The following is a 24082-nucleotide window of genomic DNA, read 5'->3' on the forward strand; positions in this document are numbered from 1 at the left end:
ATTTATAAGTTTGAAAATGAATTACTTTAAAGGTTTTAATCCTAAAATTTCTCTTGCTTCGGCGGGAGTAGCGATTCCGCGGCCTAATTCTTTGGCTATGCGAACCACTTTCTCTACCAATTCGCCATTGGATTTAGCGAGTACTCCTCTTTCGAGATACAGGTTATCTTCAAAACCTACTCTCACGTTACCGCCCATGGCAATAGCCGCAGCAGCAAGAGGGAAAGCGTGACGTCCGATTCCGGTTGCCGTCCAAGTAGAGCCTGCCGGAATAGCGTTTACTAACCAGCAGAGATTCGGTACAGTGGCAGGGGTACATCCGGGAACGCCGAGAACGAAATTGAATTGCATGGGAGCCCCGGGAACCTGACCTTTTCTGGCCATGGTTAGTATCGTGTCGAGATGTCCCATTTCAAAACATTCGTATTCCGGTTTGATATTGTTTTCTATCATTCTCTTGCCAAAATCCCGCATCATGGGCATGGTGTTCTCGAAAACATCGTCACCGAAATTGCAAGTACCGCAATCGAGGGTAGCCATTTCGGGGAAAAGTTCAGTCGGTTGAAGACGTTCTTCAGCGGTCATACCTACGGCGCCTCCCGTGGAGGGGATAAGGATCACATCGGGGCATACCTTGTAGATAGCGTCGATGCACTCTTTGAAGCGTGCTTTGCTTTGGGTAGGAGTACCGTCGTCTTCACGAACGTGAATGTGAACAATGGCTGCTCCCGCATCCACTGCTGATTTGGCTTCTCTCACGATCTCTTCTACCGTGTATGGAACGGCGGGATTTTGTTCTTTGGTTACTTCAGCCCCGCAAATGGCTGCTGTGATAATTAATTTCTCCATAAATAGTCATTTAATTTTTTCTCTGGTCTTCTTTTTTGACAACGCAAGTCCCACTGGCACGGCACACCACGATCGGTTCTTCCAACACGTCGGCGGCGGAAGCCGAGATGTCCGGACGGGCTACAACCACTTTCTTTGCCTCGAAAACCATCTTGCGAGAAGTGTTTCCTACTTTCACGATTTCTCCGGTAGCCTCGATGTAATCCCCGGCGTAAACCGGCGCAAGGAATTCGATGTTGTCGTAAGCAACAAACAGGCCTTCGTCCCCGTCATGCATGATTAACAATTCCGTGGCAACGTCACCGAACAAGTGAACCATGTGTGCACCGTCTACTAAATTTCCACCATAATGAGCATCTTTAGCACTCATTCTTAAACGTATCATTGTTTTTTCCATTTTTCTTGATTTTAGATTTTAAATTTTAGATTTTAGATTGAGAAGCATTTTCAATTTTCAATTCTCAATTTTCAATTATATAGTCTACCATGATAGACGGCGTCTTCACGTTTTCGGCAGCGATTTCTCCTACTTCCACGAGTTCATTCACCTCGGCAATCACCAAATCGGCGGCGGCAGCCATCAGCGGATTGAAGTTTTGCGACGTTCCCCGGTAGACCAGATTTCCGGCTTTATCCCCGAGGCTCGCGCCCACGAGGGCGATGTCCGCTCTCAACGGTTTCTCGAGCAAATAATCTTTGCCGTCCACGTTGATCACTTGTTTTCCCTCGGCAACGATGGTTCCCATTCCGGTTTGAGTCAGGATACCACCCAATCCGCAACCGCCTGCACGCACGCGTTCAGCTAAAGAACCTTGCGGGCAAAATTCGATTTCCAGTTCGCCGCTATTCATTTGCTCGCTCGTGCAAGGGTTTGTCCCGATATGTGACACGAAAAGTTTTTTTACTTGCTTGTTAGCGATCAACTGACCTACCCCTCTGTCCGGGAATGCCGTGTCGTTGCAGATTAACGTAAGGTTCTTCACGCCGGACTTTGCCAAGGCGTCAACGAGCTTGTTAGGGGTTCCGTTTGCAAGGAATCCGCCAACCATAATGGTCATACCATCCTTTACTTTTGATACAGCCTCTTCGATAGAAATAAATTTACTCATAAGGAAGCATTTTTATATTGTTTCAGTTAAATATTTAACACATTCACATTGATTTGTCAAATTTATATCGTTTTCGGGAATAAATGAAATATTTTCAACACAAAAACGGAAAAAATTCTTTATTGAGAATCATTTTACGTAGTCGAAAACATCCTTTACCCGTTCTCTCACACTTCACGGCTATAAATTTACACAATTTGTAACGTGTTTCCAATTTTTTTTCGCGTATTATTTTATTCGAGCAAAAAGGGAGTAATACGGAAGAAAGCAGGATAATAGTAGGATAACTTACGGGTATTTGGCATGTCGATAGGATATATTCTAGTGCGAAGATACAGTAGCAGGTAGCGAATTTCCAAATAACAGGCATGAATATTTTATGCTGATAGGAGGTTGATAGGGGTTTCGTGGGAGTATCATAGAAGTATTTCCCACGAAACCCTAATGGAAATGTATTTTATATTGTGCGAAAAGGTATTTCTTCTCCTGTATATCCCTTGATTGTTGGTAGGAATATCAGCATCGCTTGCCCATCGTCAAGGCTTGTTCCATGGCTTTCGTTTGTTTGATTTCGCCGATTTGCCAAGCTCCCACGCCATAGATTACTCCTTTTTCTTTTGCCTCTTCCAGACAATCGGTAAAGCCCCGGAAGCCTTCGACGGTGCGTTCCATGGCGGGGATGCTCGTGTCGGCAGCTGTCACGATAAAGTAGAATTCCTTGTTACTGATTTCGGTGTAACGGGAACATGTCCGGTCTATCAGGGTTTTCATCTGGGCATCCATCGTGTAGAAATAGACGGGAGTGGCCATTACGATGACATCTGCGGCGATCATCTTTTCCAGAATTTCGGACATGTCATCCTTTTGCGGGCAAGGCTTTCCCGCGTTACAGATGCCGCAGCCCGTGCAATAATGAATCGTCCGGTCTTTTAGAAATATCTTTTCTACTTGGTGTCCGGCCTCTTGTGCGCCTTGCATGAATTGGTCGCATAATAAGTCGGAGTTTCCGCCTTTCCGTGGGCTTCCGGATAAAATAAGTACTTTCTTGTTCATGTCGTTTTTGTTTTTTACAAAGATATGGAAAAATAGGGTGTCGGTTGTTATATATATTACGGGTATATATACCCTAATTACTGATTCCTGTTAATAATAAGGGGATGAGTGATGACATCTTGAAACGATTTCTTAGATTTGCATGGTTGATTAAGAGTTAATGAAACGATATGCGAGAAGTAATGGTTCAATATTTACAACACCGTCTGTTACGGTGGTTTGATGAGAATCAGCGGGTGTTCCCGTGGAGGGAAGCTCGTGCGACGAAGTATCAGCAGATCGTATCCGAGATTCTGTTGCAAAGGACGAAGGCGGAGACCGTGGCGAGATATTATGATACTTTTTTCTCGAAATATCCGGATTGGGAAGCTCTTTGCGGCGCAACGCTGGAGGAATTGGAAGAGGTGATGAGGCCGTTGGGATTATACCGGCATCGAGCGCGGAGGCTTTATAAGCTGACGGAAGATTTGCGTCGCAGGGGAGGGCAACTTCCGGGGGACGCGAACGAGTTGAGGGATTCCGGTTTCGTGGGTTTATACGTGACGAACGCTTTCGAGTTGTTTATATTGAGAAATCGTAAACCGTTGCTGGACGTGAATATGTCCCGTTTATTGAAGCGTTATTTTGAACCGGGTGATTTTATCGACGTGCGTTTTGATAAAGAAGTGCAGGAGTTGGCGAATGACATAATCGAGGTGCGGCGCTGCAAGGAGTTGAACTGGGCGATACTGGATTATGCCGCTATGGTATGCCGGAAGAGAAACCCGTTGTGCGGGGAGTGCGTGTTGAACAAGTATTGCAAGTATTACGCCCAGAGCCGGGAGAGGTCAGATCAATCCGGTCGTGGTGAACACGAAGCAGGATAATGTCCCGAGTGATTTTTTTAGCTTCTCGATACCGAGTGCTTTCAATCTTTTCACGTTGGCGACGGTGACTTCCATTTGTTCGGCAATTTCCTCTTGTTTCAGTCCTTCCAGACTGAGCCGGATCACTTCTGCCATGCGGGGTGGCAGTTGTTCGATGGATTCATTCAAGAGGCGCAAGGCTTCTTCCTGTATGATATAGTTTAACGTGGACGATTCGTTTTCTTCCGTGAGGTGTTTATAGCGTTCGTTTTCTCTTTTTGCGGAACGGATATAATTGTATACCAAGTTTCGAGTGGACACGTAGAGCAGGCTTTTCGTGGATTCCCCGAAGGTGATCTTTTTCCGGTTTAGCCATAGATTAACGAATACATCCTGCACGATATCTTCCGCTGCTTCTTTGTCTTTGAGAATGTTGAATGCGAAAGCGTTCAGCGATTCGTTGTATTGCAAAACGAGTTCGTCAAAGGCTTTACGGTTATCCTTTTGTATTTCTTGTAAGAGGGTGTCCAACTCCATAGTACGAGGGGATTGTAAATATTACAATACAAATGTATAATTTTTTTTTATTCGATGTATACTTTTTCTGAATGGTGGTGTTTTAGTGATAAAAAATGAGATATGAATTATTTGGACGGAATCGAACTCGCCGAGATCATGGTAAAAAAGGTGGTTGGGAATATTTCCCCGAGGGAGGAGGAGCGTTTGCAGCGTTGGTTGGACTCTTCCCTCGAGCATCGGGAGATGTATGAGGCGTTCGTGTCCGGGCGGAGTTTCGCGGAGCGTAAACGGAATTTCGGACATCTGAAATACGAGAAGACGATAGGGGCAATTCATGAAAAGATTCGTCGTAAGGTGCGGCGCAGACTGTACATGAAGATTTCTTCGGTGGCGGCGGTGTTGTTGGTTGCTGTTTTGAGTACGGTTATTATTTTTTCGCTTCGGACGGAAAAAGCGGGGATGCAGCCTATTCTTCCGGTGGAAAGTAAGCATTACGCGTTTTTATCCGTGGATGACGGGTGCAAGGTAGTGTTGAAAGAAAATGACACGGGTACGGAGTGGAAGGAACACGTGAAAGAGAAGGCTGGCGAGAATGTGGTCGCGGAGGAGAAGGTGCAGATGATCCGTGTAGAAGTTCCGAGGGGAAGCGAGTATTGGTTGCGATTGAACGATAGTACCGAGGTTTGGTTGAATTCGGAAACGGTGCTGACATATCCGGATCGGTTCGCGGAAGATAAACGGGAGGTGACGTTACGCGGAGAGGCTTTCTTCAAAGTGAGGACTAATCCTATCCGCCCTTTTGAAGTGCGGACGGATGAGAATTTGCAGATATGGGTGACGGGGACGGAACTGAACGTGCGGGATTATGCCGATGAACAATTTTTGAAAGTGACTTTGTTGAAAGGTGTCGTGCACGTGGGGAATGATTCGATATACAAAATATTGTCGCCTAGTGAACAGGCCGTGTTTGACAGGGAAACGGGAGATCTTGAAGTGGTAGAATTGGATGATCCGTCAACTTGTGTTGCTTGGCGGGATGGTATGTTTGCCTTTGAGGGAGAGCCTATAGGGGTGATTCTTGCAGCTATGGCGCAGTGGTATGATGTAGAATTTGTTATCGAGAATAAAGTTGCCACGCCCGGTGGTAGTGTGACTTTCCACGCCATGCGTGACGAGAAAGTGGAAGAGTTATTGAGTGTGTTGCAGAGTTTAATTGATTTTAAATATAGAATAGAAGGAAAGAAAATATATATCCGTTTCTAAAGGTATAATCAAAAAAACGGGGAAGAGTCTAGCCCACTCTTCCCGATGTTTCAAGATTATTGATGAATCTGTTAATTTAATAACCTTAAAAACAAAGGTATGGAAAAAAATCATTTTATGAGAAGGAAAGGACGAAAAAAGATGGTTTGGAAGGGTCTTTTTCTAATCTTTTACATTTTCGCGAGTAGTTTTTGGTGTCCGGGGATGGTTTCTGCCCAGACGGACCAGCGCGTGACATTGAGCATGAAGCAAGTGTTGGTGGAAGAGGTATTTAAGCGGTTGCAGGAAACGACACGTTATCGGTTTACTTATCTGAAAGAGGATTTGCCTGATGCTCCCCGGAAAGATTACGAGTTCAAGGATGCCTCGATTAGCGAGGTAATGGACGAGTTGTTGAAAGGAACGAAATTACAATGGAAGTTCCAAAGTGGCGCTATCGTGGTAAGTAAGGCGAAAGAAACATCGGTAACTAAAAAGGTGATACAACGAGTGCGTGGTCGGGTGGTGGATGCCAAGAACGAGTCGATTCCCGGAGTGACGGTTTCAGTGGTGGGCGAGTACCGGGGAACCACGTCGGATATTGACGGGCATTTTATGTTGACGGAGGTTTTCGAGGGAAGTAAGATTGAATTTAGTTTTATCGGTTACGAGAAGAAGACGTTGACAGCCAAGGCGGAGATGGGTACCGTGATTCTGGATTCTCTGGCCTATGCTATCGAGGAGGTGACGGTAATCAATAACGGTATTTTTACCCGTCCGAAAGAGAACTTTACCGGTGCCGCAACTCAATACACGGGAGAGGATATCCGTGCGATCAGTAAAACGAGTATTCTGAGTGCCTTGAAGGTGTTGGATGCCTCGTTCCAGATGCCGGACGACGTGGTGAACGGTTCCAACCCGAACGTGTTGCCGAAGGTACAGTTGAGGGGTACGAACAGTATCATGCAGACGGACATGGAGAGCGAATACGGGTATATCAGCAACCCGCCGTTGATTATTATTGACGGTTTCGAGTCCGATTTGCAGACTTTGTTTGACATGAGTCCCAATATCGTGAAGTCAGTCACGTTGTTGAAAGATGCTGCTGCGACAGCGATTTACGGTTCCAAGTCCGCAAACGGGGTATTGGTTGTGGAAACGATTCAGCCGGAAGAGGGAAAAACGCAAGTGTTTTACACGGGTACTTATGGAGTGAATATACCGGATTTATCTAGTTTTAACTTGATGAATGCCAAGCAAAAGTTGGAGGTTGAGGAGATTGGTGGTTACTATCGTAGCCGTGATTTTTCGACACAGAAGCAGTTGGATGATTTGCACAACTTGGTCAAACACAATGTAGCCCGAGGCATTAATACATATTGGTTGTCCCAACCTTTGCGTACGGAATTTACTCATTCCCATACAGCGCGGGTTTCTTACGGGACCAAAAAAGTGTTGTTGCAGGGAACGGTGAATTATTCCAATAACGGCGGTATCATGAAAGGTTCTTACCGGAATGTACTCGGGGGTGACGTCCGGGTAAAGTACACGACTTTGGATAAGAAATTAAGTTTCCAGTATGCGCTAAAGATCAGTTCTTCCAAGGGGTCGGAATCACCTTACGGGGATTTCGGTCAATATGCCCAGATGAATCCTTACTGGCTACCGAAGGATGAGAACGGTAATGTCACTAAATACGTGGATATTTATCCCACGGAGGGGAGTAATGGTTTAATCTCTTCATCCCATACCCCTGCCGAGAAGAATCCGCTTTGGAATGCCCATTTGCATATGGTGAATACAAATTCCAGTCTTTCTATCGGTAACGAGTTCTGGTCGGAAGTGACTTTCGTGAAAGGTTTGAAGTTGAACACGACGTTTACCTATACACACGGGACAACGGAACGGGATAATTTTATACCGGGAACGGCGTCCGAATTTTTCACGTCGGCTTTTTCCGAAAGAGGATCTTATACCAAGAATAATGGAAAGACGAAAAAGTGGCAGCTGACTTCCACGTTGAATTACGGGCAAAACTTTGGGAATCACACGATTTATATTTCTGCGGGAGCGCAGTTGAATCACGATGAGTCCAATTCTTTCGGGTTGGTGGTTAAAGGATTCCCGAATGACCGCTTGGATGATTTGTTGTTCGGGCTGCAATACAGTAACACGAAACCGTCCGGGAGTTATAGTATGAAACGAACGGCGGGTTTTTACGGGAACTTGAGTTATGCTTACGGTAATCGTTATTTGTTGGATGGTTCTATTCGGGCGGACGGTTCATCCGTGTTCGGGCGGAAAAAAAGATTCGGGGATTTGGGCTCTGTCGGTATCGGTTGGAATTTCCATAACGAGAAATTTATGCTGGGGCAGAATATTATCAGCCAGTTGAAGTTCCGGGTTTCATGGGGATTTACCGGAAGCGTGAATTTCCCGGCTTATGCGGGAGCCACAACGTACAAGTATCAAACGGACGGACGATACCTTGATTTTATCCCTGCTACGTTGATGGGGTTGGGGAATACGGCATTGAAGTGGCAGCAAACGCAAAAATGGAATTATGGTGTGGATTTGGGATTGTTCGATGGACGGGTGACGGCGAACTTCAATTATTACCGGGAAACCACGGACGATTTAATCATGTCGACTTCCACGGTTCCTTCCAATGGTTTTGATTCTTATCACGATAATTTGGGTAAGAGCCAGAACGTGGGATTCGATTTGGGGGTTCGGGTGGTAGTGCTGCAAGCACCTAAAAGAGAGTTGTTTTGGGCCGTATCTACTTCATTCTATCATAACGAGAATAAATTGTTGGAGATCACGGATAATTTGAAAGCACAAAATCAAGCTGCCTTGAATCAACAGATAACAAATGGAGCCACGACTCCGGTGCTTCAATACGTGGAAGGTACCAGCGTGAGCGGATTGTATGCCGTGCGTTCTTTGGGAATTGATGCGAGTAACGGTTACGAGGTATTCCTGACGAAAGACGGGCGGCAAACTTACGTGTGGAGACAGGAGGATATGGTGTATATGGGAGATATGCAACCGAAATTGAACTTCACGATTTATAATAATTTCCAATACAAATGGATCCGTTTGAACTTCGGGTTGACTTTCCGCACGGGAGGTGTGTTGTATAACAGTACGCTGGCAAGTAAAGTGGAGAATTTCAATTTGAAACAAAATATGGATAAACGGGTGTTGAAAGATCGTTGGATGGAACCGGGTAAACCTGCTGATTATAAAGGATTGGTGGATTTGGAAGGTTATACGCGTACGGAAAAATCGACGAAAGTGACTTCTCGTTTCGTGCAGAAAGCAAATTCGTTCGAGATTACGGGATTGACGATTGACCCGGGTATTTTGGTGGAGCGTTGGTTGAACCGGTTGGTAACCAAAGCTGTGCAGAAAGTGAATGATACATCGAGAGAAGCGATTAACAGCGACCGTTTTAGCGTGAGTTTTTCGATGCAGAATGTATTGCGTATTTCAAGTATGAAACGCGAGTCCGGTACGTCTTACCCGTTCAATCGTAGTTTCCTGTTTACGCTGTCGGCTAGATTGTAGTGTTTGTAAAAAATGAAAAAAGGTAGATTATGAAGAAATATATTTTTTATATCATGTTGGTTTTCGGGCTTTCCTTGGGGGCGTGCAACGATTGGTTGGATGTACCCTCGAAGACGGAAGTGATTGATTACGAGATGTTCGAGACGGAACAGGGATTTATGGACGGCATGGCGGGTGTGTATTACCTAATGACGGACGATGCCTTGTACGGGGATATACTGAGTATGACTTATCTGGATGTGTTGGCTCGGCGTTTTAAAATATTCGACACTTATGATGTCAGTGGTTTAGGAAAAGATCTGGGGGAAGTCAATTATTATCAGGGGTCTGAAGTTGTCAGTGTGATTGATAATATTTGGAGCAAAGGTTATAATGTTATCGCTAACGTGAATAGCCTGTTGGAACAGATTGAAAATTACAAATCGGTATTTACTTATGACAATTACCGGATGATAAAGGGGGAAGCGTTAGGCGTCCGTGCTTTTATGCATTTCGATTTGATGCGGTTGTTCGGGAAGCCGTATGCGTTGGCTGGGGATGAATTGACGATTCCTTACGTGACGAAACTATCCGGGCGTGAATGGCCTTTGTTTAATACGGAGGATGAGGTGATCGGGTTGGCTCTTCGGGATTTACAGGAGGCGGATAGTTTGTTGTCGGTAGACAATATGTATTCGTCTTCCGTGGAGAATAGTTGGTTGAACAGCCGCCGTTCTCATTTTAACCGTTGGGCGGTATATGCGACGATGGCTCGGGTTTACCACTGGAAGGGGGACACGGAAAATGCTTTGTTGTATGCCCAAAAAGTGATAGAGTCGCAACAATTCAGGTTTATGGATCCGTTGGTGGACTGTAAAGATTTGCAATCAAGGGATGTTGCATTTTACACGGAATGTATATTTACTTTGAATAAAACTAATTTGAAAGACGTGTACAACAAAAGAGTAGGGCTTGATCGAAATGGCTTGCTTAATGATGTGGAAGATATCGAAAAACTTTATGGAAAAACGTCGGGGGGAAGTACGGATTATCGGTTCACGTACTTGTGGTACCTTACTGAAACTAATCAGGTGGGCGGTCAGAAGTATACATTTTATAGGTATAACGGGGGTGTTGCCAGCAGGGGAGATTTGGTTACTTTGATGCGTTGGTCTGAGATGTATTATATCGCCGCCGAATGTTGTGGTAACACGGCGGAAGGGCGTGCTTATCTGAACAAGGTTTTGGTGAACAGGGGATTGAAAAAGATAGAAGATTCCATATCGGACGAAGAGTTCCGGAACGGGATACTGAACGAGTACAAGAAAGAATTTTTCAGTGAAGGGCATTTATTCTATTATTATAAGCGGTTGAATATAACGAAGGTTTTGGATCACGATCAAGAAACATACGTGGATGTTGCGACTCCCGGTTACGTGTTCCCCATACCGGAGAAAGAGCTTGAATTAAGGCGTGGAGTTACAGAATAATCAACAAGAACAGTTATGAAAATGAAAACGTTATATAATATACGAATCATGTTGGCGGTGATGTTATTCGGGATTGTTGCCGCTTGTGAAGATGATGACAAGATTCCCGGAGCTTCTTATGATGCAGGGGTGTGGTTTTACGGAACGGGAACTGTCATTAAACAGAATAAATTTGACATGGACGAGTTCAACAAGATATTCAGCGGTTTTTATTCGTTCTATTTTTTCCCGGGGGTAGAGGAACATACTTTTGAACTTCCGGAGATTCGTTTGATGGGGAAGCCCGTGGATTACGATCGTGAAGTGAATTTAGTTGCGGGAGAGGGAAGCACAGCCGTGGAAGGCGAGCATTTTATAATTGAGGATAACGTGTTACCTGCCAATGCGGTTTCATTTACCCCGAAGGTGCTGTTACTCAAAAAGAATTTGGGTGACGAAGAGAAAATTGTCAAGTTCGTGCTTGAACCTTCCGAAGAATTTCCCGCACGGGTGTTCGGGGATACGGTATCGGACGACAAGACATTTTTGATTTCTTTGCGCTACGAGTTGAAGTTTTCCAACTTGGTGTCGGAGCCGCCTTATTGGTCACAGTGCGGTATTTTTGGTGATTGGAGCCGGGTGAAGTTTGATTTCATGTACGAGAAATTGGGGAAATACTGGGGTGTAGAACCGGTGTCCCCCGCGGATAGAAATTATATGTATGATGACTTGTTGCGTATGCGTCGTGAATTACAATTGTGGCAAGAAGAACATCCCGGCGAAAAGATGCTGGATGAAAATGGGGAACAAGTTACTTTTTAATTTAAACACGAAAGTATGAAAAATTGGTTTAGATATAGTCTTATCGGGATGCTGGGCGTATTGCTTTTGGCGTCGTGTTACAAGGATAAGGGAAATTATTCTTATCGGGATTTAAATGAGATTTCGATTGATTTACCGGAAATCGTATCTGTGCAACAGGGGATGGTACTGGAAGTATTTCCCAAACTCTCTTTTGCTTTGGAAGAGAATGAGGAAAACTTGAGTTACGAGTGGGTGGTTTCTATTCCTACCTCTTCGGATTCTGTGAATGTGGTATTATCCACGGATCGGGACTTTGCCGAGCAGGTTGATTATGCTTCCGGTAATTCTTACCCGTTCGATTTTAAGGTGACGGATAATAACACGGGTGTCACTTATCGTAAGGGGATGAAATTGGAGGTGCGGACGAACTATCAGCCCGGTTATTTTGTCGTGGAGCAATATGACAATCATTCGGATATCAGTTTTTACAACACATCGACGGATACTGTGTTTCATAGTATATTCTCGGAGGTAAACCCGGAAGTCGTGTTGAAACCGAATGTAACGGATTTGTTTACGGTCGATTTTAGCGGGTATTCATCTCCGGACGGGAAGGTTGCTGCGGGGAATATGACGATGATTTTCGGAGAAGATTGGGGATACGTGATAGATTATCGTTCTTGTCGGGTGCTTGCCGATATAGAGCAGATGTTTGCAACGCGTCCGGAAGTTATTCGTCCACAGGTTTTGGCAAATTATATCGAGAAGAATTCTACATTTGTTTTGATAAATGATGGAAAGGTTTACCGGATGCATCAAGATCAGGGGCAAACTTTATTTGGAGAACCTATGGTTGCGTCAGATGGTTTGGAAACCGGTTGTGCTTCCTTTATCGGTTCGGGAATGAATTACAGGGGGCAATTGATGGGAATTTTGTATTTTGACGAGGTGAATCACCGTTTTTATTCCCGGTACCAAGCAACTAACGTGGTTTTTACGGATGTGAGAGGTGTTTATGTTTCTGCGGGAGATACCTTGTTTAATGCGGCGAAAGTAGATGAAGATTGGGAATTGATCGGAATGCCGACCGGAGGTGCGGGAAATTACTATTATAATATGGTGTTTCGGGATGCGGACAATGCTTACGTGATACGTTATACGATGGCGGGAGTAGGATTTAATGGTGGTCCTTTTCATGTTGTTAGCGAAGAGGCGTGTCCCGGTATGAAAGATAGTCCGGTGTTTGTGTCCCCGTACGGTAGGCAGCAGATATATTATGCCAATGGAAACGAAATTCGCTTGTATGACGCAGACGCGAATACTTCCCGGTTGCTTTATGCTTTTCCGGCGGGTGAAGAGGTGGTTTCTATAGTCTTGCCGACAAACGACGGGCTGAACCTGACTGCCGCCACGTATAACGGGAGCAAGGGAGCGCTCTATGCTTTCACGTTGGTGAATACCGGGGATTTGAAAGACGCAGAGCCTAAGTTGTTGGCAACCGATTTCGGGAAGATAAAGAAGATCGTGTATAAAAAATAATGAAATTAAGGTGGATAGGATTATGAAAATACTAAAATTGTTATTGATTGTATTTGGGATATTCTTTATCTCTTGTGAACAATATGATACCAAGCCCAGTTTAGATATTCATGGAGAAAGTATATCTTCATTAGGACGTAGTACTTTTATAAATGATAGTGCAGAATTTATGCCTTTAGGTGTTATTCCTGAATGGGTAAAAGATTCGCTTTCTTCGGAAAATTATGAGCTACTAAAAAAACTTAGTACAAAATTTAAAATAAAGTATTACTTATTGAAAAAAAACAAGTCTTCGGACTCGTGTGTTGCCGAAAGAAATCAACAACTGAATAGATTATTGGCAAATGGGAAATTAGATACAATAATTGTTTCTTCAAAAGAGCAAATAAAAACAAATGTTCTAGACAGGATTGAGGTATTATCAAGAGGCGAAAGTGGAGATATTAATCCGGGGTATGATTACGCTTCAACAATATTGAATATAGAAACAATTACTCATGGTGCGGCTAATTTGATTGTAAAAGCTTATTTAACATGGCAGAAAAATGTTTCAACGAGAGATTTCAAAGATATTTCCTTGAGAGCAGATATGGTTGGCAATGGACTTGTCGGAGGTTCTCACCGTTGGGTGGACGGAGGTTCAAGGGCAGATAAACAAGCTGACCGTATTCGTTATGTTGTGATAGGAACAGCAGAAATCTTTTCCGGTTTAAATAATGTGGGGTTGGTTTTGTCCCGAGATATAAATAGAATAAGCTCAATAAATCCTTTTAATTGAATTCTATGAAGTACAATGCTTGTTTTTGGATGAAACTGCTAATTCTATTATTGTGTTTAGGTGGGCTTTATAGATGTGGCGCTAACAATAAATCTTCAGATTTATTTGTGTTGACATGTGGAGAACAGCGAACATTAGCTCAAGAAAAAGAAAGGTTGAAGTATGGAAAATTATTGCAACCGGAAGTGAGCGGGGATTCGTTAGTTGTTCCAAGAACTGAAGATGTACCAATTATATACAAGAAATACGTGAATGTATTTGTAGATTCTTTAAATAAGTTCTTGAAAAAGATGCCTGAAGAAGATAAATATGCGCTTTTAATTTCTTTCAGATTAAATACGATAGGGATTTCTTTAATAAATTCTTACGTGGAAAAAGAAGATTCTTTATACGTGTTGAAAATCACGAGAGAAAGTGCTATTTTTTTAGGTTTAGAAGATGAATACGATGAGATTCAAAATTTTGTAGGTAATCTTAACTTGTTTCTTCCCAATTATTCACAAGATATTGTAGAAGCTATTGAAAAGAGTTATGAAAAACCGAGAAGTATATTTTGGGCTTCCCATTATTTTAATGGGACGATAAAAGATTTCTATGAGATTAGAAATTGTATTTTAAATTTAGGTAAATCATAATTATGAATTTATTGAAATGTTGTGCAGCGGGGAGGAAAACATTCCAGTTTTCCTTCCTTCTCTTCCTCTTGCTGCCTGTTTTTTCGGCGGGTAAGGGGAAAGAGAAAGATTATTTCAAGATATACCGGGAAGGAGATCGGGTGATTTGGGAATTGTCTGCATCTCTCGTGGGGAGGGAATGGTTGCTGGTGAACCAGATCGCGGCGGTGGGGAACGGTTATTACGCCCAAGTGGGGGATATGTCCGGAGAGCCGAGAATCTTGCAGTTGCGGGAGAGAGAGAATGGTAGGATGGTGTTGATACAGAAAGCGGTGATGAGTAAGAATGCGGGTTCCAATATGACGGGACTGCCTAAGGTTCCTCATGAGATTGCCGATTTTCAGAGCGAGGAGAGCGGCAACGGGAAGGCTTTGCGTTTGGATATCACGTCGTGGGTGGTGAGCGACACGGGGATGGTAGACGGTAAATTGCGGACCCCGACGCTGAAAATCATTTCTCATCCGGATTGCATGGAGATTGTCGGTTGGCGGGAGAGAAAGGGAGGGCAGGTACAGGCGAGTAGTTGTCTGTTTTTGATGTCCGGGCAATTGATGCGGCTTCGTTATGAAGATCAGCGGGTGGGGTATTTCAGGAGCAAGCATTTGGTATGCGACGATACGACGGCGAAAGAGGAAGAGGCGTATTGCATCTCCCGTTGGCGGTTGGAACCCCGCCCGGAAGATATGAAGAAGTATCAGAAGGGAATACTCGTGGAACCTCGGGAACCTATTCTGTTTTATATTGATCCGTTGACTCCGGCAAAATGGGTTCCCTATATTGAAATGGCAATCAATAACTGGAAGCCCGTTTTCGAGCGAGCCGGGTTTAAAAATGCCATTGAGGCGAGGGTGGCACCGTCGACCGATTCGACTTGGACGTTGGAGTCTTGTCGGGCGGCTATCGTGTATAAGCCGCTCCCGGAAGAAAACGCCTTCGGGGAACGGTATGCCGACCCGAGGAGCGGGCAGATATATCACGCTCGTATCCAGTGGGGACACGGGTTGGTGGAGTGGTTGAAGGGGAATTACATGATGCAGGCGGGAGCGAGTGATCCGGGGGTATTCACGGAAGGGATTTCGGATGAATGGTTGGGTGCATTGCTATCGGTGATTGTTTCGCACGAGGTGGGACACACGTTGGGACTGACTCATAACATGGGGGCGAGTTCCGTTGTGCCTGTGGAGAAGTTGCGGGATAACGAATGGTTGACGGAAAACGGTATTTCCACTTCTCTTATGGATTATTCGAGGTTTAATTACGTGGCACAACCCGGGGACGGCATCGAGCGGAAAAATTTGATTCCTCGGATAAACATGTATGATTACTGGGCTATCGAATGGGGCTATCGTTTGTTCCCGAAAATAAAGACATTGGAGGAAGAGCACACGCGCGTGTCCGCTTGGGTCGGAGAGGAGCAAAAGAAGTGGGGACAATGGTTCGGGGCTCAGAATACTTCGGGAGATCCCCGTTGCCAATCGGAAGATTTGGGGGATGATTTGGTGGAAGCGAATACTTACGGGATAGCCAATTTGAAGCGGGTGTTGGAGCAATTGGAGAGGTGGGGCCCGGATGCAGATGGCAGTTACACGACTTTCCGGAATATGTATGACCGGATCATCTTTATCGGAGAGCAAAATGTACCCCGGGGACAGTTTTATTTTTACATGCAACAGGTGGTGAATATCGTGGGCGGCAGTTATGTAAATTATGACGAGAAGGAACAAGCAGTGAGAACGCCGGTGGAGAGGGAGTATCAGCGTCGGGCGATGATGTTTTTGGGAGAACAGGTGTTTACCACTCCCGAATGGTTGTTGAAACCGATGTTGTCGGGAAAAGTGGAGAATGATCCGTTACGTTTCATCGAATTGGTGCAAAGCGGGGTTTTGACGATGTTGGTTGGCAAAGGGAGTGGCTTACCGGAGAGGGATTCCGTTGGAAATTATACACGGACGGACTTTTTCGAGGATTTAAATCGGATCATCTGGCAAGACGTGTTGTCGGGAGAGATGCCGGATGTTTACAGGCAGAACTTGCAACACAGTTTCTTGCGGCAAGTCAGTTCTTACGGTTCGAGAGGCGGGCCGCAGGCAATCCGATTCTACAAAGGGTATATGGCAGATATGCAGGGAAAATTGAAACAAGTTAGTGTGGCAAACACGGACGAGCGATTCGGTGTCTATTGCCGGGATTTGATTCAGCGTATGAATAGGTTTTTAAAGTAAAAGGAGATGTATTGTATGTATCGGAAAATATTTTGTATTCTGTTGCTTATCCGGGTGTTGTGCATCGGTGATGGTTATGCGTCTGCTTTTCGAGTGTACGCTTCCGGGGAGAAATGTCTGTTGGAAATGCCCCGGGAGATGTTGGGAAGGACTTTTTTGGTCGTGAGTCGTTTGGATTCCGTGCACGAGAATCGTACCTATCAGCTGGGGAGCCGATGGGGAAAGGAGAGAACCGTCATTTTCAGACCGGGGGAAGCCGGGAAGGTGGATGTGTATCTGCCGGATTATCGTTTTGACGAAAGAGAAACTTCTCCGGGGATGAGGAGATTGTTAGCCCGTGGCAAGGTGGAGTTGCCTGCCATGAATTGCCCGATTCTGAATGAATCTTCCGATTATATCGTGATAGATGTGACGGGGATGATGAAAGGGGGACAACCGTTGTTTGATGGCGAGGGAAAGGAAATTGTGCGTTTTCGTGGAGAGAATGATCGTTTCTATTGCACGGTAACGCGGGAAATGCCTGCCATACGTCGTGAGTGGAAACGGGAAGGAGATAAAATGACCGGGATGCCGGTGACAACCACGTTTTTCCTGTTACCGGATGTCCCGTGGCAAGCACGGGAAAGAGACAGGAGAGTGGGGTTTTCTTCTGTTTCGTACGATTATTTTAAGGATGAGAGTACGGGCGTGCGTACTCGCCATGTTGTGAGGAGATGGGCGTTAGAGCCTCGTGACATGGGGGCGTACGAGCAGGGGAAGTTGACGGAACCTCACGAGCCGATAGTGTTTTATCTCGATCCTGCGATTCCTGCTTGTTGGCGACCTTATTTTGTCCGGGCTGTCGAGGACTGGCAGCGGGCTTTTGAGGCTACCGGATTCAAGAATGCTATCGTTGCACGGGAATTGCCGGGAGAACTGTCGCGGGAAATATCGTCGTTGAGCGGGGTAATTCTTTATCAGGATTCCTTGCGGGGAGAGGTCGTGGATGTGAATGTCGATCCCCGGAGCGGGCAAATTGTACAAGCCCGGGTGCATTGGTCGCCGCAAGCGTTGGATTCTTTGAGATACGAATGGATCGCAAGGAGTGCTCTATGGAAAGCGGGAGATCATTCCGGGGAAACGGAGAAACAAATCACGGGTAATCTGATCCGTGTAACGGTAGGACAAAGGGTAGGTATAGCTTTGGGGTTATTGCCGAACAGGCTTGCCTCTGCATGGATTCCCGTGGAGAATTTGCGGGATAGAGTTGGGGAAATGTCATCCTCTATCATGGGGGGTGTCATGCTGAACACGGTGGCACAGCCGGAAGATATGGTCGGAATGGCGGGTATGTTTCCCGTGGTGGGGGAGTATGATTGTTGGGCGATCAATTGGGGATATCGTTACGGGGAAAAGGAATGTGCCGCGGCATTGTTGGCAAATATGGCACGACCGGAGTTCCGGTGGTGTGACAATTCACGGGCTGTTGCTAATTTAGAGAATCAAGGAGATGATCCGATAGCGAGTGTGGGCTACACTTTGGAGAACGTGAAGCGGATGTTCGCGGGCAAGCGTGACACGACGGGGTGGGTGTCATGGGTACGACACGCCGGAGAGAAAACAGGAGTATTGTACACTACCGTGTTGCCCGCTCTTCAGCAATTTGGCGGTATGGAGGTCCGACCGGAAGCCTCTTGCGCGTATGTACCCGTGCTTTTCCCCGTGGGACGGGAGCGACAGGAAAAAGCGATGGAGTTTCTAGTTCGGGAGGTTTTTGCCACGCCGCAATGGTTGATACGTTCGGCGTTAATCCGAAAAGCCGGAATCGATCCGGTAGAAATGATTACAAGTTGGCAAAGCGCCGTGCTTGAGTTTTTATTTGAAACAAGTATAAGCCGGTTTGCTTTGAATAACATCATGTCCGGGGAGGATTCCCCCTACACGGCAGATGAATTTTTAGACGGTCTGTATCGGGCTATATGGGTTGATGCGGGACATGAAGATGCTTGTATGAAGGCTTTGCGGTTGCGTTACTTGGAGATCGTTGGGAAAGTTGCGCGAGGGTATGCCAAAAGTAATGAGTCGGTAGCTTTGCGGGTGCATTTGCGTAAACTGCACGGAAGGATTGAACAAGCCTTGTCCGGAACGGTTGGCGGGGTGGAACGGGAGAGTTGGATGAGTTATAAAACTAAAATAGAGGATGTATTATAGTATGTTGTAAATTAAAAAAAGAAACGTATGAAATTGATTATTATTATTGCATTGGTGCTTTGTATGCCGGGCCTTACGAGGGCACAAGAACAGGGAATCCGCTTTGACAAGAGCATGAGTTGGCGGGAAGTGGTTGAAAAGGCCACGCGGGAGAATAAATATATCTACGTGGACGTTATGGCCACGTGGTGCGGACCTTGTCAAGCTATGGTCAAGAATATCTTTCCTCAAAAGGAGGTCGGAGATTTCTACAACGAGCATTTTATCTGCGTCAAATTGCAAACGGACAAAACCGCCAAGGACGACGAGTACGTGAAGGCTTGGCACAAGGAGGTGAACGATATATGCACGAAAGCGAAAATCAAGGTGTTGCCCACGTCTTTATACTATAACCCGCAAGGGGAGTTGGTGCATATCATCCCGGGCGGGATGCCTGATGCCGGGCGTTTCGTGGAGGCGGGCAAAATAGCCTTGGACGAGAACCGGCAAATATTCACGTGTTTGAAAAAATACGAGGCAGGGGAGCGTGACGTGGAGTTCCTGTATGAATTGTCCGTGAACTTCTTGATGTTGGGCGATAAGGTGATGGCGAGAAAGGTGGGTAATACTTTTTGGCAGACGATAACCCCGGAAGAACGGTTACTGGACAAGGGTATCCGTTATGCCGCCGATTTTTTCGAGAGTGTTGACGACTCCATGCTCCCTCTTTTCATGGATCACCCGGAGCGGGTCGATGCCGTACTCGGGAAAGGAGTGGCGGATCAGAAAGTAATACGGGCAATCGAGGCGAAATACATCAATCCGCTGATGAAGGATTCCGTGAATATACCCGATTGGGACGGGCTTTACCGGGAATTAACGGAGAGATACCCGAAGAAACAAGAGAGTATCCGGAAAATGTTATTGAACCGGAAATTAGGATACGGGCAACGGTATCATAATGATGGGCTTTGTGCCGCCGCGCTGAAAGAGTTGTTGCCTATCTGTTGGGAGGAAGGGAGTGAGGTGTTGATTCCTAATTACGCGTACGAATTGGGACGCAAGGCTCAAGACAAAGAAGCGGGTAAAATTGCCCTCGAGTGGCTGGAGCGCACGTTGGATGAAACGAACGCTTATCAGTTGTTGAATTACGCGGATATCCTTTTCTTGAACAAACAAAAGGGGAAAGGGTTGAAATGCGTGAACACGGCGTTGAAGCTGACCGAGGAAGGGAGTAAACTACACGAGAGGGCAATGGAAATGAAAAAAAAGAACGCCCGGGAGATGAAGTTTTTAAAGCAAGTGATGAATGAAATTAATTAAAACAGTTATGAGGTTTAAAGTGCTCGTGTTATTGGCTTTATTGTTTCCGGTGGGGACAATTGCCCAAGAGAATAAAGGTATCCGGTTTGATAAAAGCATGAGTTGGGAAGAGGTCGTGAAAAAGGCAACACGAGAGAATAAATACATCTTTATGGATGTCATGGCGACGTGGTGCGGACCTTGTCAAGCCATGGCACAAGCCGTTTTCCCGAACGAGGAAGTCGGGAACTTTTTTAACGAGCATTTTGTTTGCGTGAAGCTACAACTTAATAAAACGGCAAACGATGACGAGTATGTCAAAGCATGGTATCAAGAAGCGGAAAAGATACAAAAGACCTACAAGATACAGAGTGTACCGACTTTACTTTTCTTTAATTCCAAAGGGGAGATTGTGCATTCCATGCCGGGAGCGACGAATAATGCCGGTGCTTTTATCGAGTTGGGAAAGAATGCTTTGGACGAGAAGCAACAGTTGTACACCCGTTTACGTGCATTTGAGGCGGGAGAACGGGACGTGGAATTTCTCTACGACCTGTCAATTGATTTCGCCATGCGGCGGGATGGGGTGAATGCCATGAAGGTCGCCAATGTCTTCTGGCAGACCATTACTCCCGAGGAGCGGGTTTTGGAGAAAGGAATCCGTTATGCCAATGATTTCATGTCCGGTACGCGGGATGAAACTTTTAGGTTCTTTCTGGAACACCCGGAAGAAGTGGATGCCGTTCTGGGGGAAGGCAGTGCCAAGAAAAAAGTGGTGGGGCTTATCGAGCGGGAAATGGTTCTGCCTCTCGTGAATGACTCCGCTAGAATGCCGGAATGGGACGGTATTTATAACGACTTGTGTGTGAAATACCCTTCATTAGAGAAGAATTTTAAAGAAATGGTATCTAACCGGAAAATGTATTATGCCCAAAGATACCGCAAAGACGATCTGTATTTGGAAGCTTTGTTGGAATTAATCCCCATATACGGGGAACAGGAAAACGGTACATTGGCAAGATCGTACGCCCATCAATTGGGGAAAAAGGCACAGAATCGGGAACAAAGAAATATAGCCTTGAAATGGTTGAAAGAGAAGTTGGACGAAAAAGATGCGGTAGGGATGGCGTATTATGCGGAGATACTTTTCTTGTCCGGGCAGAAGAAAGAGGGTAGAAAATACATCGACTTAGCTGTCAAGTCCATGAGTCAGGGGGATTTTGTTTACACGGAAGTGAAAAGGATAAAAGAGGAATACGGCAATTAAAAAGCGGGTAATGAAAAAAGGGCGTGCACAATCACGCCCTTTTTGTATATAAGATAATCTCGTTTACTTGATGACCCCGAGTTTCTTACCGATCTTGATAAAGGCAGCCAAGGCACGATCCAGTTGCTCGCGAGTGTGTGCGGCTGACAATTGGATACGGATGCGGGCTTGTCCTTTCGGTACAACCGGGTAGTAGAATCCTGTAACGTAGATGTTTTCTTTTTGCAGTTCGGCAGCGAATTGTTGTGAAAGCACTGCATCGTAAAGCATCAAGGCACAGATGGCTGATTCGGACGGTTTCAAGTCAAATCCGGCTTCCGTCAATTTAGTGCGGAAGTAGTTGGCGTTGTCCATCACGCGGTCTCTCAATTCGGTGCTCTTTGTCAGCATGTCGAATACGGCGATAGATGCACCGCAAATTGCCGGGGACAAGGAGTTGGAGAACAGGTAAGGTCTTGAACGTTGGCGCAACATATCGATCACTTCTTTCTTACCGGTCGTGTATCCGCCCATGGCACCGCCGAGAGCTTTACCGAGGGTTCCGGTGAAGATATCTACCCGGTTCATGCAATTGTGGTGTTCGGCTGAACCGCGTCCAGTCTTACCGATGAATCCGGCAGCATGGCTGTCGTCAACCATTACGAGTGCGTTGTATTTTTCAGCCAAGTCGCAGATTTCGTTCATCTTGGCGATATCCCCGTCCATGGAGAACACACCGTCGGTAACGATGATGCGGTAGCGTTGAGCCTGAGAAATCTTCAATTGTTCCTCTAGGTCAGCCATGTTGGCATGTTTGTATCTGTAACGTACGGCTTTGCAAAGACGAACTCCGTCGATGATGGAAGCGTGGTTCAACTCGTCGGAGATGATGGCATCTTCCTGTCCAAATAACGGTTCGAATACCCCGCCGTTAGCGTCGAAACAAGCGGCGTAGAGGATCGTGTCTTCCGTGCCGAAGAATTGAGAAATTTTAGCTTCCAGTTCCTTGTGTATATCTTGAGTTCCGCAAATAAAACGTACAGAAGACATACCGTAACCGCGGCTGTCCAATGCTTTCTTGGCACCCTCGATGACCGTCGGGTCGGAAGAAAGTCCTAAATAGTTGTTCGCGCAAAAGTTTAACACTGTTTCTCCCGTGGCAAGTTTAATCTCCGCGTCTTGCGGGGTCACGATAATTCTTTCGCTTTTGTATAAGCCGGCGTCTTTTATCGACTGTAATTCAGTCTTTAAAAAGTCTTGAAATTTTCCGTACATATCGCTAATTTTAATGTTTGTTTTAATGGCCTCAAAAGTAATCATTTTTTACTTATAACGTATTCGAAAATGAATATATCGTACTTTATTCGGGGAAAAAATTCGAAAGTGTTATTTGCTTGAAAACAAGAGAGGTGTCAAAAGTCATTTTGACACCCCCTTCTAGTAAAGTCCATAAAGTCGACCTTTGGTTCCTAAAATTTCCCTTGCGTTAGTTTCTGATAGCGGCAATTTCCTTTACTGCCTCGATCGCCGTGTTCACGTCTTTTTCCGTGGTGAAGGCGCCGATGCTCATGCGAACGGTGCCGTGGAGGTCGAACGTGCCGATCACCTCGTGTACTTTCGGGGCACACTGCAATCCGGTGCGAACGGCAATATTGTAGTCCACGTCGAGCATGGTACCCACGTCAGCGGAATCGAATCCGTTGATGTTGAAACTAAGTACCGGGTTTTTGTTCTCGGGGCTATTGGCGCAATAAGTGGTAACACCTTCGATGTCCTGTAACGCTTTGCGCAGTTTATCCCATAATTGGATTTCCCGGTGGTGTATATTCATGATACCCTGTTCTTGAATCCATTTTACCCCGGCATTCAATCCGGCAACGCCTAACAGGTTCAACGTTCCGTATTCCAAACGATACGGGTATTCATCCAGATGCACGGGATAAGCGGAACGTACTCCGGTACCTCCGGCGCGGGTATGTTTGATCTCGATGCCTTCACGCACGTATGAACCGCCGATTCCCGTCGGGCCCATGAGGCATTTATGTCCGGTGAAGCAATACACGTCGATATTCGAGGCTTGCATATCCAGATCCACGGCTCCGGCACCCTGACTGCCGTCAACCACGAATATTACACCTTTTTCTTTACATACCTTCCCGATCTCAGCCAAGGGTTGGATTGTTCCCAGTACGTTGGAACAATGGGTAACCACCACGAATTTGGTATTCGGTCGAATCGCTTTTTTGATGTCGTCGGGATGCACGTAACCGTTCTCGTCAAAAGAAACGTAAGTCACGTCAATCGTACCGTTTTGATGGTGCATGTTGAGGGGACGCAATACCGAGTTGTGTTCCAGCATGGTGGAAACCACGTGAATGCCTTTCTCCACCAGACCGTTGATGATGAGGTTTAATGAATCTGTGGCGTTGTAGCTGAACGTCAAACGGTTGTGGTCTGTTCCCCCGTTGAAGAGTTTCGTCAGCATCTTGCGGGTGCTGTTCACCACTTCTTCCGTTTCAACGGCAGCATCGAATCCGGAGCGTCCGGGATTAACACCATGTTTGCGATAGAAGTCGTTCATGAAATCATAAACTACGTCCGGCTTCGGGAAGCTGGTTGCTGAATTGTCTAAGTAGATTAATTTGCTCATAACTTGTATTAATTTTAGATCCTAATTAATTTTAGATTTTAAATTTTAGATTTTAAATTC

Annotated in this window: 19 protein-coding genes; 12 read left to right on the forward strand and 7 right to left on the reverse strand. The window is 45.6% G+C overall.

Annotated features, from left to right (window positions below; translation table 11 throughout):
* Positions 1–21 precede the first annotated feature (21 nt).
* From L0M98_RS19085 to L0M98_RS19100, 4 genes are all read right to left on the reverse strand, one after another.
* The gene (locus L0M98_RS19085; RefSeq protein WP_186977520.1) at positions 22–849 is read right to left on the reverse strand and encodes a 3-keto-5-aminohexanoate cleavage protein; all 828 of its coding nucleotides are present in this window, start codon (positions 847–849) and stop codon (positions 22–24) included.
* Between the two features lie 10 nt (positions 850–859).
* Positions 860–1246, reverse strand: coding sequence for a hotdog domain-containing protein (locus L0M98_RS19090; protein ID WP_099289828.1), 387 nt, complete (start codon positions 1244–1246; stop codon positions 860–862).
* Between the two features lie 64 nt (positions 1247–1310).
* Positions 1311–1958: a CoA transferase subunit A gene (locus L0M98_RS19095; RefSeq protein ID WP_227217279.1), complete on the reverse strand. Its 648-nt coding sequence runs from the start codon at positions 1956–1958 to the stop codon at positions 1311–1313.
* Between the two features lie 516 nt (positions 1959–2474).
* Entirely contained in the window at positions 2475–3011 is a 537-nt protein-coding gene (locus L0M98_RS19100) for a flavodoxin family protein (RefSeq protein WP_099289830.1), read from the reverse strand.
* Positions 3012–3181: 170 nt separating this feature from the next.
* On the opposite strand from L0M98_RS19100, the gene L0M98_RS19105 reads away from it, so the two are divergent.
* On the forward strand, positions 3182–3877 hold the full coding sequence (locus L0M98_RS19105; RefSeq protein ID WP_099289831.1) for a hypothetical protein: 696 nt from the start codon (positions 3182–3184) through the stop codon (positions 3875–3877).
* Here the strand turns inward: L0M98_RS19105 and L0M98_RS19110 are convergent.
* The gene (locus tag L0M98_RS19110) at positions 3839–4393 is read right to left on the reverse strand and encodes an RNA polymerase sigma factor (protein ID WP_227217278.1); all 555 of its coding nucleotides are present in this window, start codon (positions 4391–4393) and stop codon (positions 3839–3841) included. The two genes, L0M98_RS19105 and L0M98_RS19110, sit on opposite strands and share 39 nt — an antisense overlap.
* Before the next feature lie 102 nt (positions 4394–4495).
* On the opposite strand from L0M98_RS19110, the gene L0M98_RS19115 reads away from it, so the two are divergent.
* The 11 genes from L0M98_RS19115 (at position 4496) to L0M98_RS19165 (ending at position 21393) form a co-directional block, all read left to right on the forward strand.
* Positions 4496–5638: a FecR family protein gene (locus tag L0M98_RS19115; RefSeq protein WP_227217277.1), complete on the forward strand. Its 1143-nt coding sequence runs from the start codon at positions 4496–4498 to the stop codon at positions 5636–5638.
* 117 nt (positions 5639–5755) lie between these two features.
* Complete coding sequence (locus L0M98_RS19120; protein ID WP_227217276.1) at positions 5756–9190, forward strand: SusC/RagA family TonB-linked outer membrane protein; 3435 nt, start codon at positions 5756–5758, stop codon at positions 9188–9190.
* 29 nt (positions 9191–9219) lie between these two features.
* A complete protein-coding gene (locus L0M98_RS19125) occupies positions 9220–10659 on the forward strand; it encodes a RagB/SusD family nutrient uptake outer membrane protein (RefSeq protein ID WP_227217275.1) in 1440 nt (479 codons plus the stop codon).
* Positions 10660–10674: 15 nt separating this feature from the next.
* The gene (locus L0M98_RS19130) at positions 10675–11460 is read left to right on the forward strand and encodes a DUF4843 domain-containing protein (protein ID WP_222621202.1); all 786 of its coding nucleotides are present in this window, start codon (positions 10675–10677) and stop codon (positions 11458–11460) included.
* 15 nt (positions 11461–11475) lie between these two features.
* Positions 11476–12981 (forward strand): PKD-like family lipoprotein, encoded by a 1506-nt coding sequence (locus L0M98_RS19135; protein ID WP_227217274.1) that lies wholly within the window; start codon positions 11476–11478, stop codon positions 12979–12981.
* 22 nt (positions 12982–13003) lie between these two features.
* Positions 13004–13759 carry a hypothetical protein gene (locus tag L0M98_RS19140; protein ID WP_227217273.1) on the forward strand — a complete coding sequence of 252 codons (756 nt, stop codon included), beginning with the start codon at positions 13004–13006 and terminating at the stop codon, positions 13757–13759.
* Between the two features lie 5 nt (positions 13760–13764).
* The gene (locus tag L0M98_RS19145) at positions 13765–14394 is read left to right on the forward strand and encodes a hypothetical protein (RefSeq protein ID WP_227217272.1); all 630 of its coding nucleotides are present in this window, start codon (positions 13765–13767) and stop codon (positions 14392–14394) included.
* 2 nt (positions 14395–14396) lie between these two features.
* The gene (locus L0M98_RS19150; RefSeq protein WP_227217271.1) at positions 14397–16655 is read left to right on the forward strand and encodes a zinc-dependent metalloprotease; all 2259 of its coding nucleotides are present in this window, start codon (positions 14397–14399) and stop codon (positions 16653–16655) included.
* Between the two features lie 15 nt (positions 16656–16670).
* On the forward strand, positions 16671–18845 hold the full coding sequence (locus L0M98_RS19155; RefSeq protein ID WP_227217270.1) for a DUF5117 and DUF5118 domain-containing protein: 2175 nt from the start codon (positions 16671–16673) through the stop codon (positions 18843–18845).
* A gap of 27 nt (positions 18846–18872) precedes the next feature.
* Positions 18873–20147 (forward strand): thioredoxin family protein, encoded by a 1275-nt coding sequence (locus L0M98_RS19160; protein ID WP_227217269.1) that lies wholly within the window; start codon positions 18873–18875, stop codon positions 20145–20147.
* A 7-nt stretch (positions 20148–20154) separates the two neighbouring features.
* A complete protein-coding gene (locus L0M98_RS19165; protein ID WP_099289841.1) occupies positions 20155–21393 on the forward strand; it encodes a thioredoxin family protein in 1239 nt (412 codons plus the stop codon).
* Between the two features lie 63 nt (positions 21394–21456).
* Here L0M98_RS19165 and kbl read toward each other — a convergent pair whose 3' ends face one another.
* Positions 21457–22647, reverse strand: coding sequence for a glycine C-acetyltransferase (gene kbl / locus L0M98_RS19170; protein ID WP_227217268.1), 1191 nt, complete (start codon positions 22645–22647; stop codon positions 21457–21459).
* A 211-nt stretch (positions 22648–22858) separates the two neighbouring features.
* A complete protein-coding gene (locus L0M98_RS19175; RefSeq protein WP_186977492.1) occupies positions 22859–24022 on the reverse strand; it encodes an aminotransferase class V-fold PLP-dependent enzyme in 1164 nt (387 codons plus the stop codon).
* Positions 24023–24082 lie beyond the last annotated feature (60 nt).

The sequence above is a fragment of the Butyricimonas sp. DFI.6.44 genome (genome assembly GCF_022132345.1).
Classification (GTDB): domain Bacteria; phylum Bacteroidota; class Bacteroidia; order Bacteroidales; family Marinifilaceae; genus Butyricimonas; species Butyricimonas muris.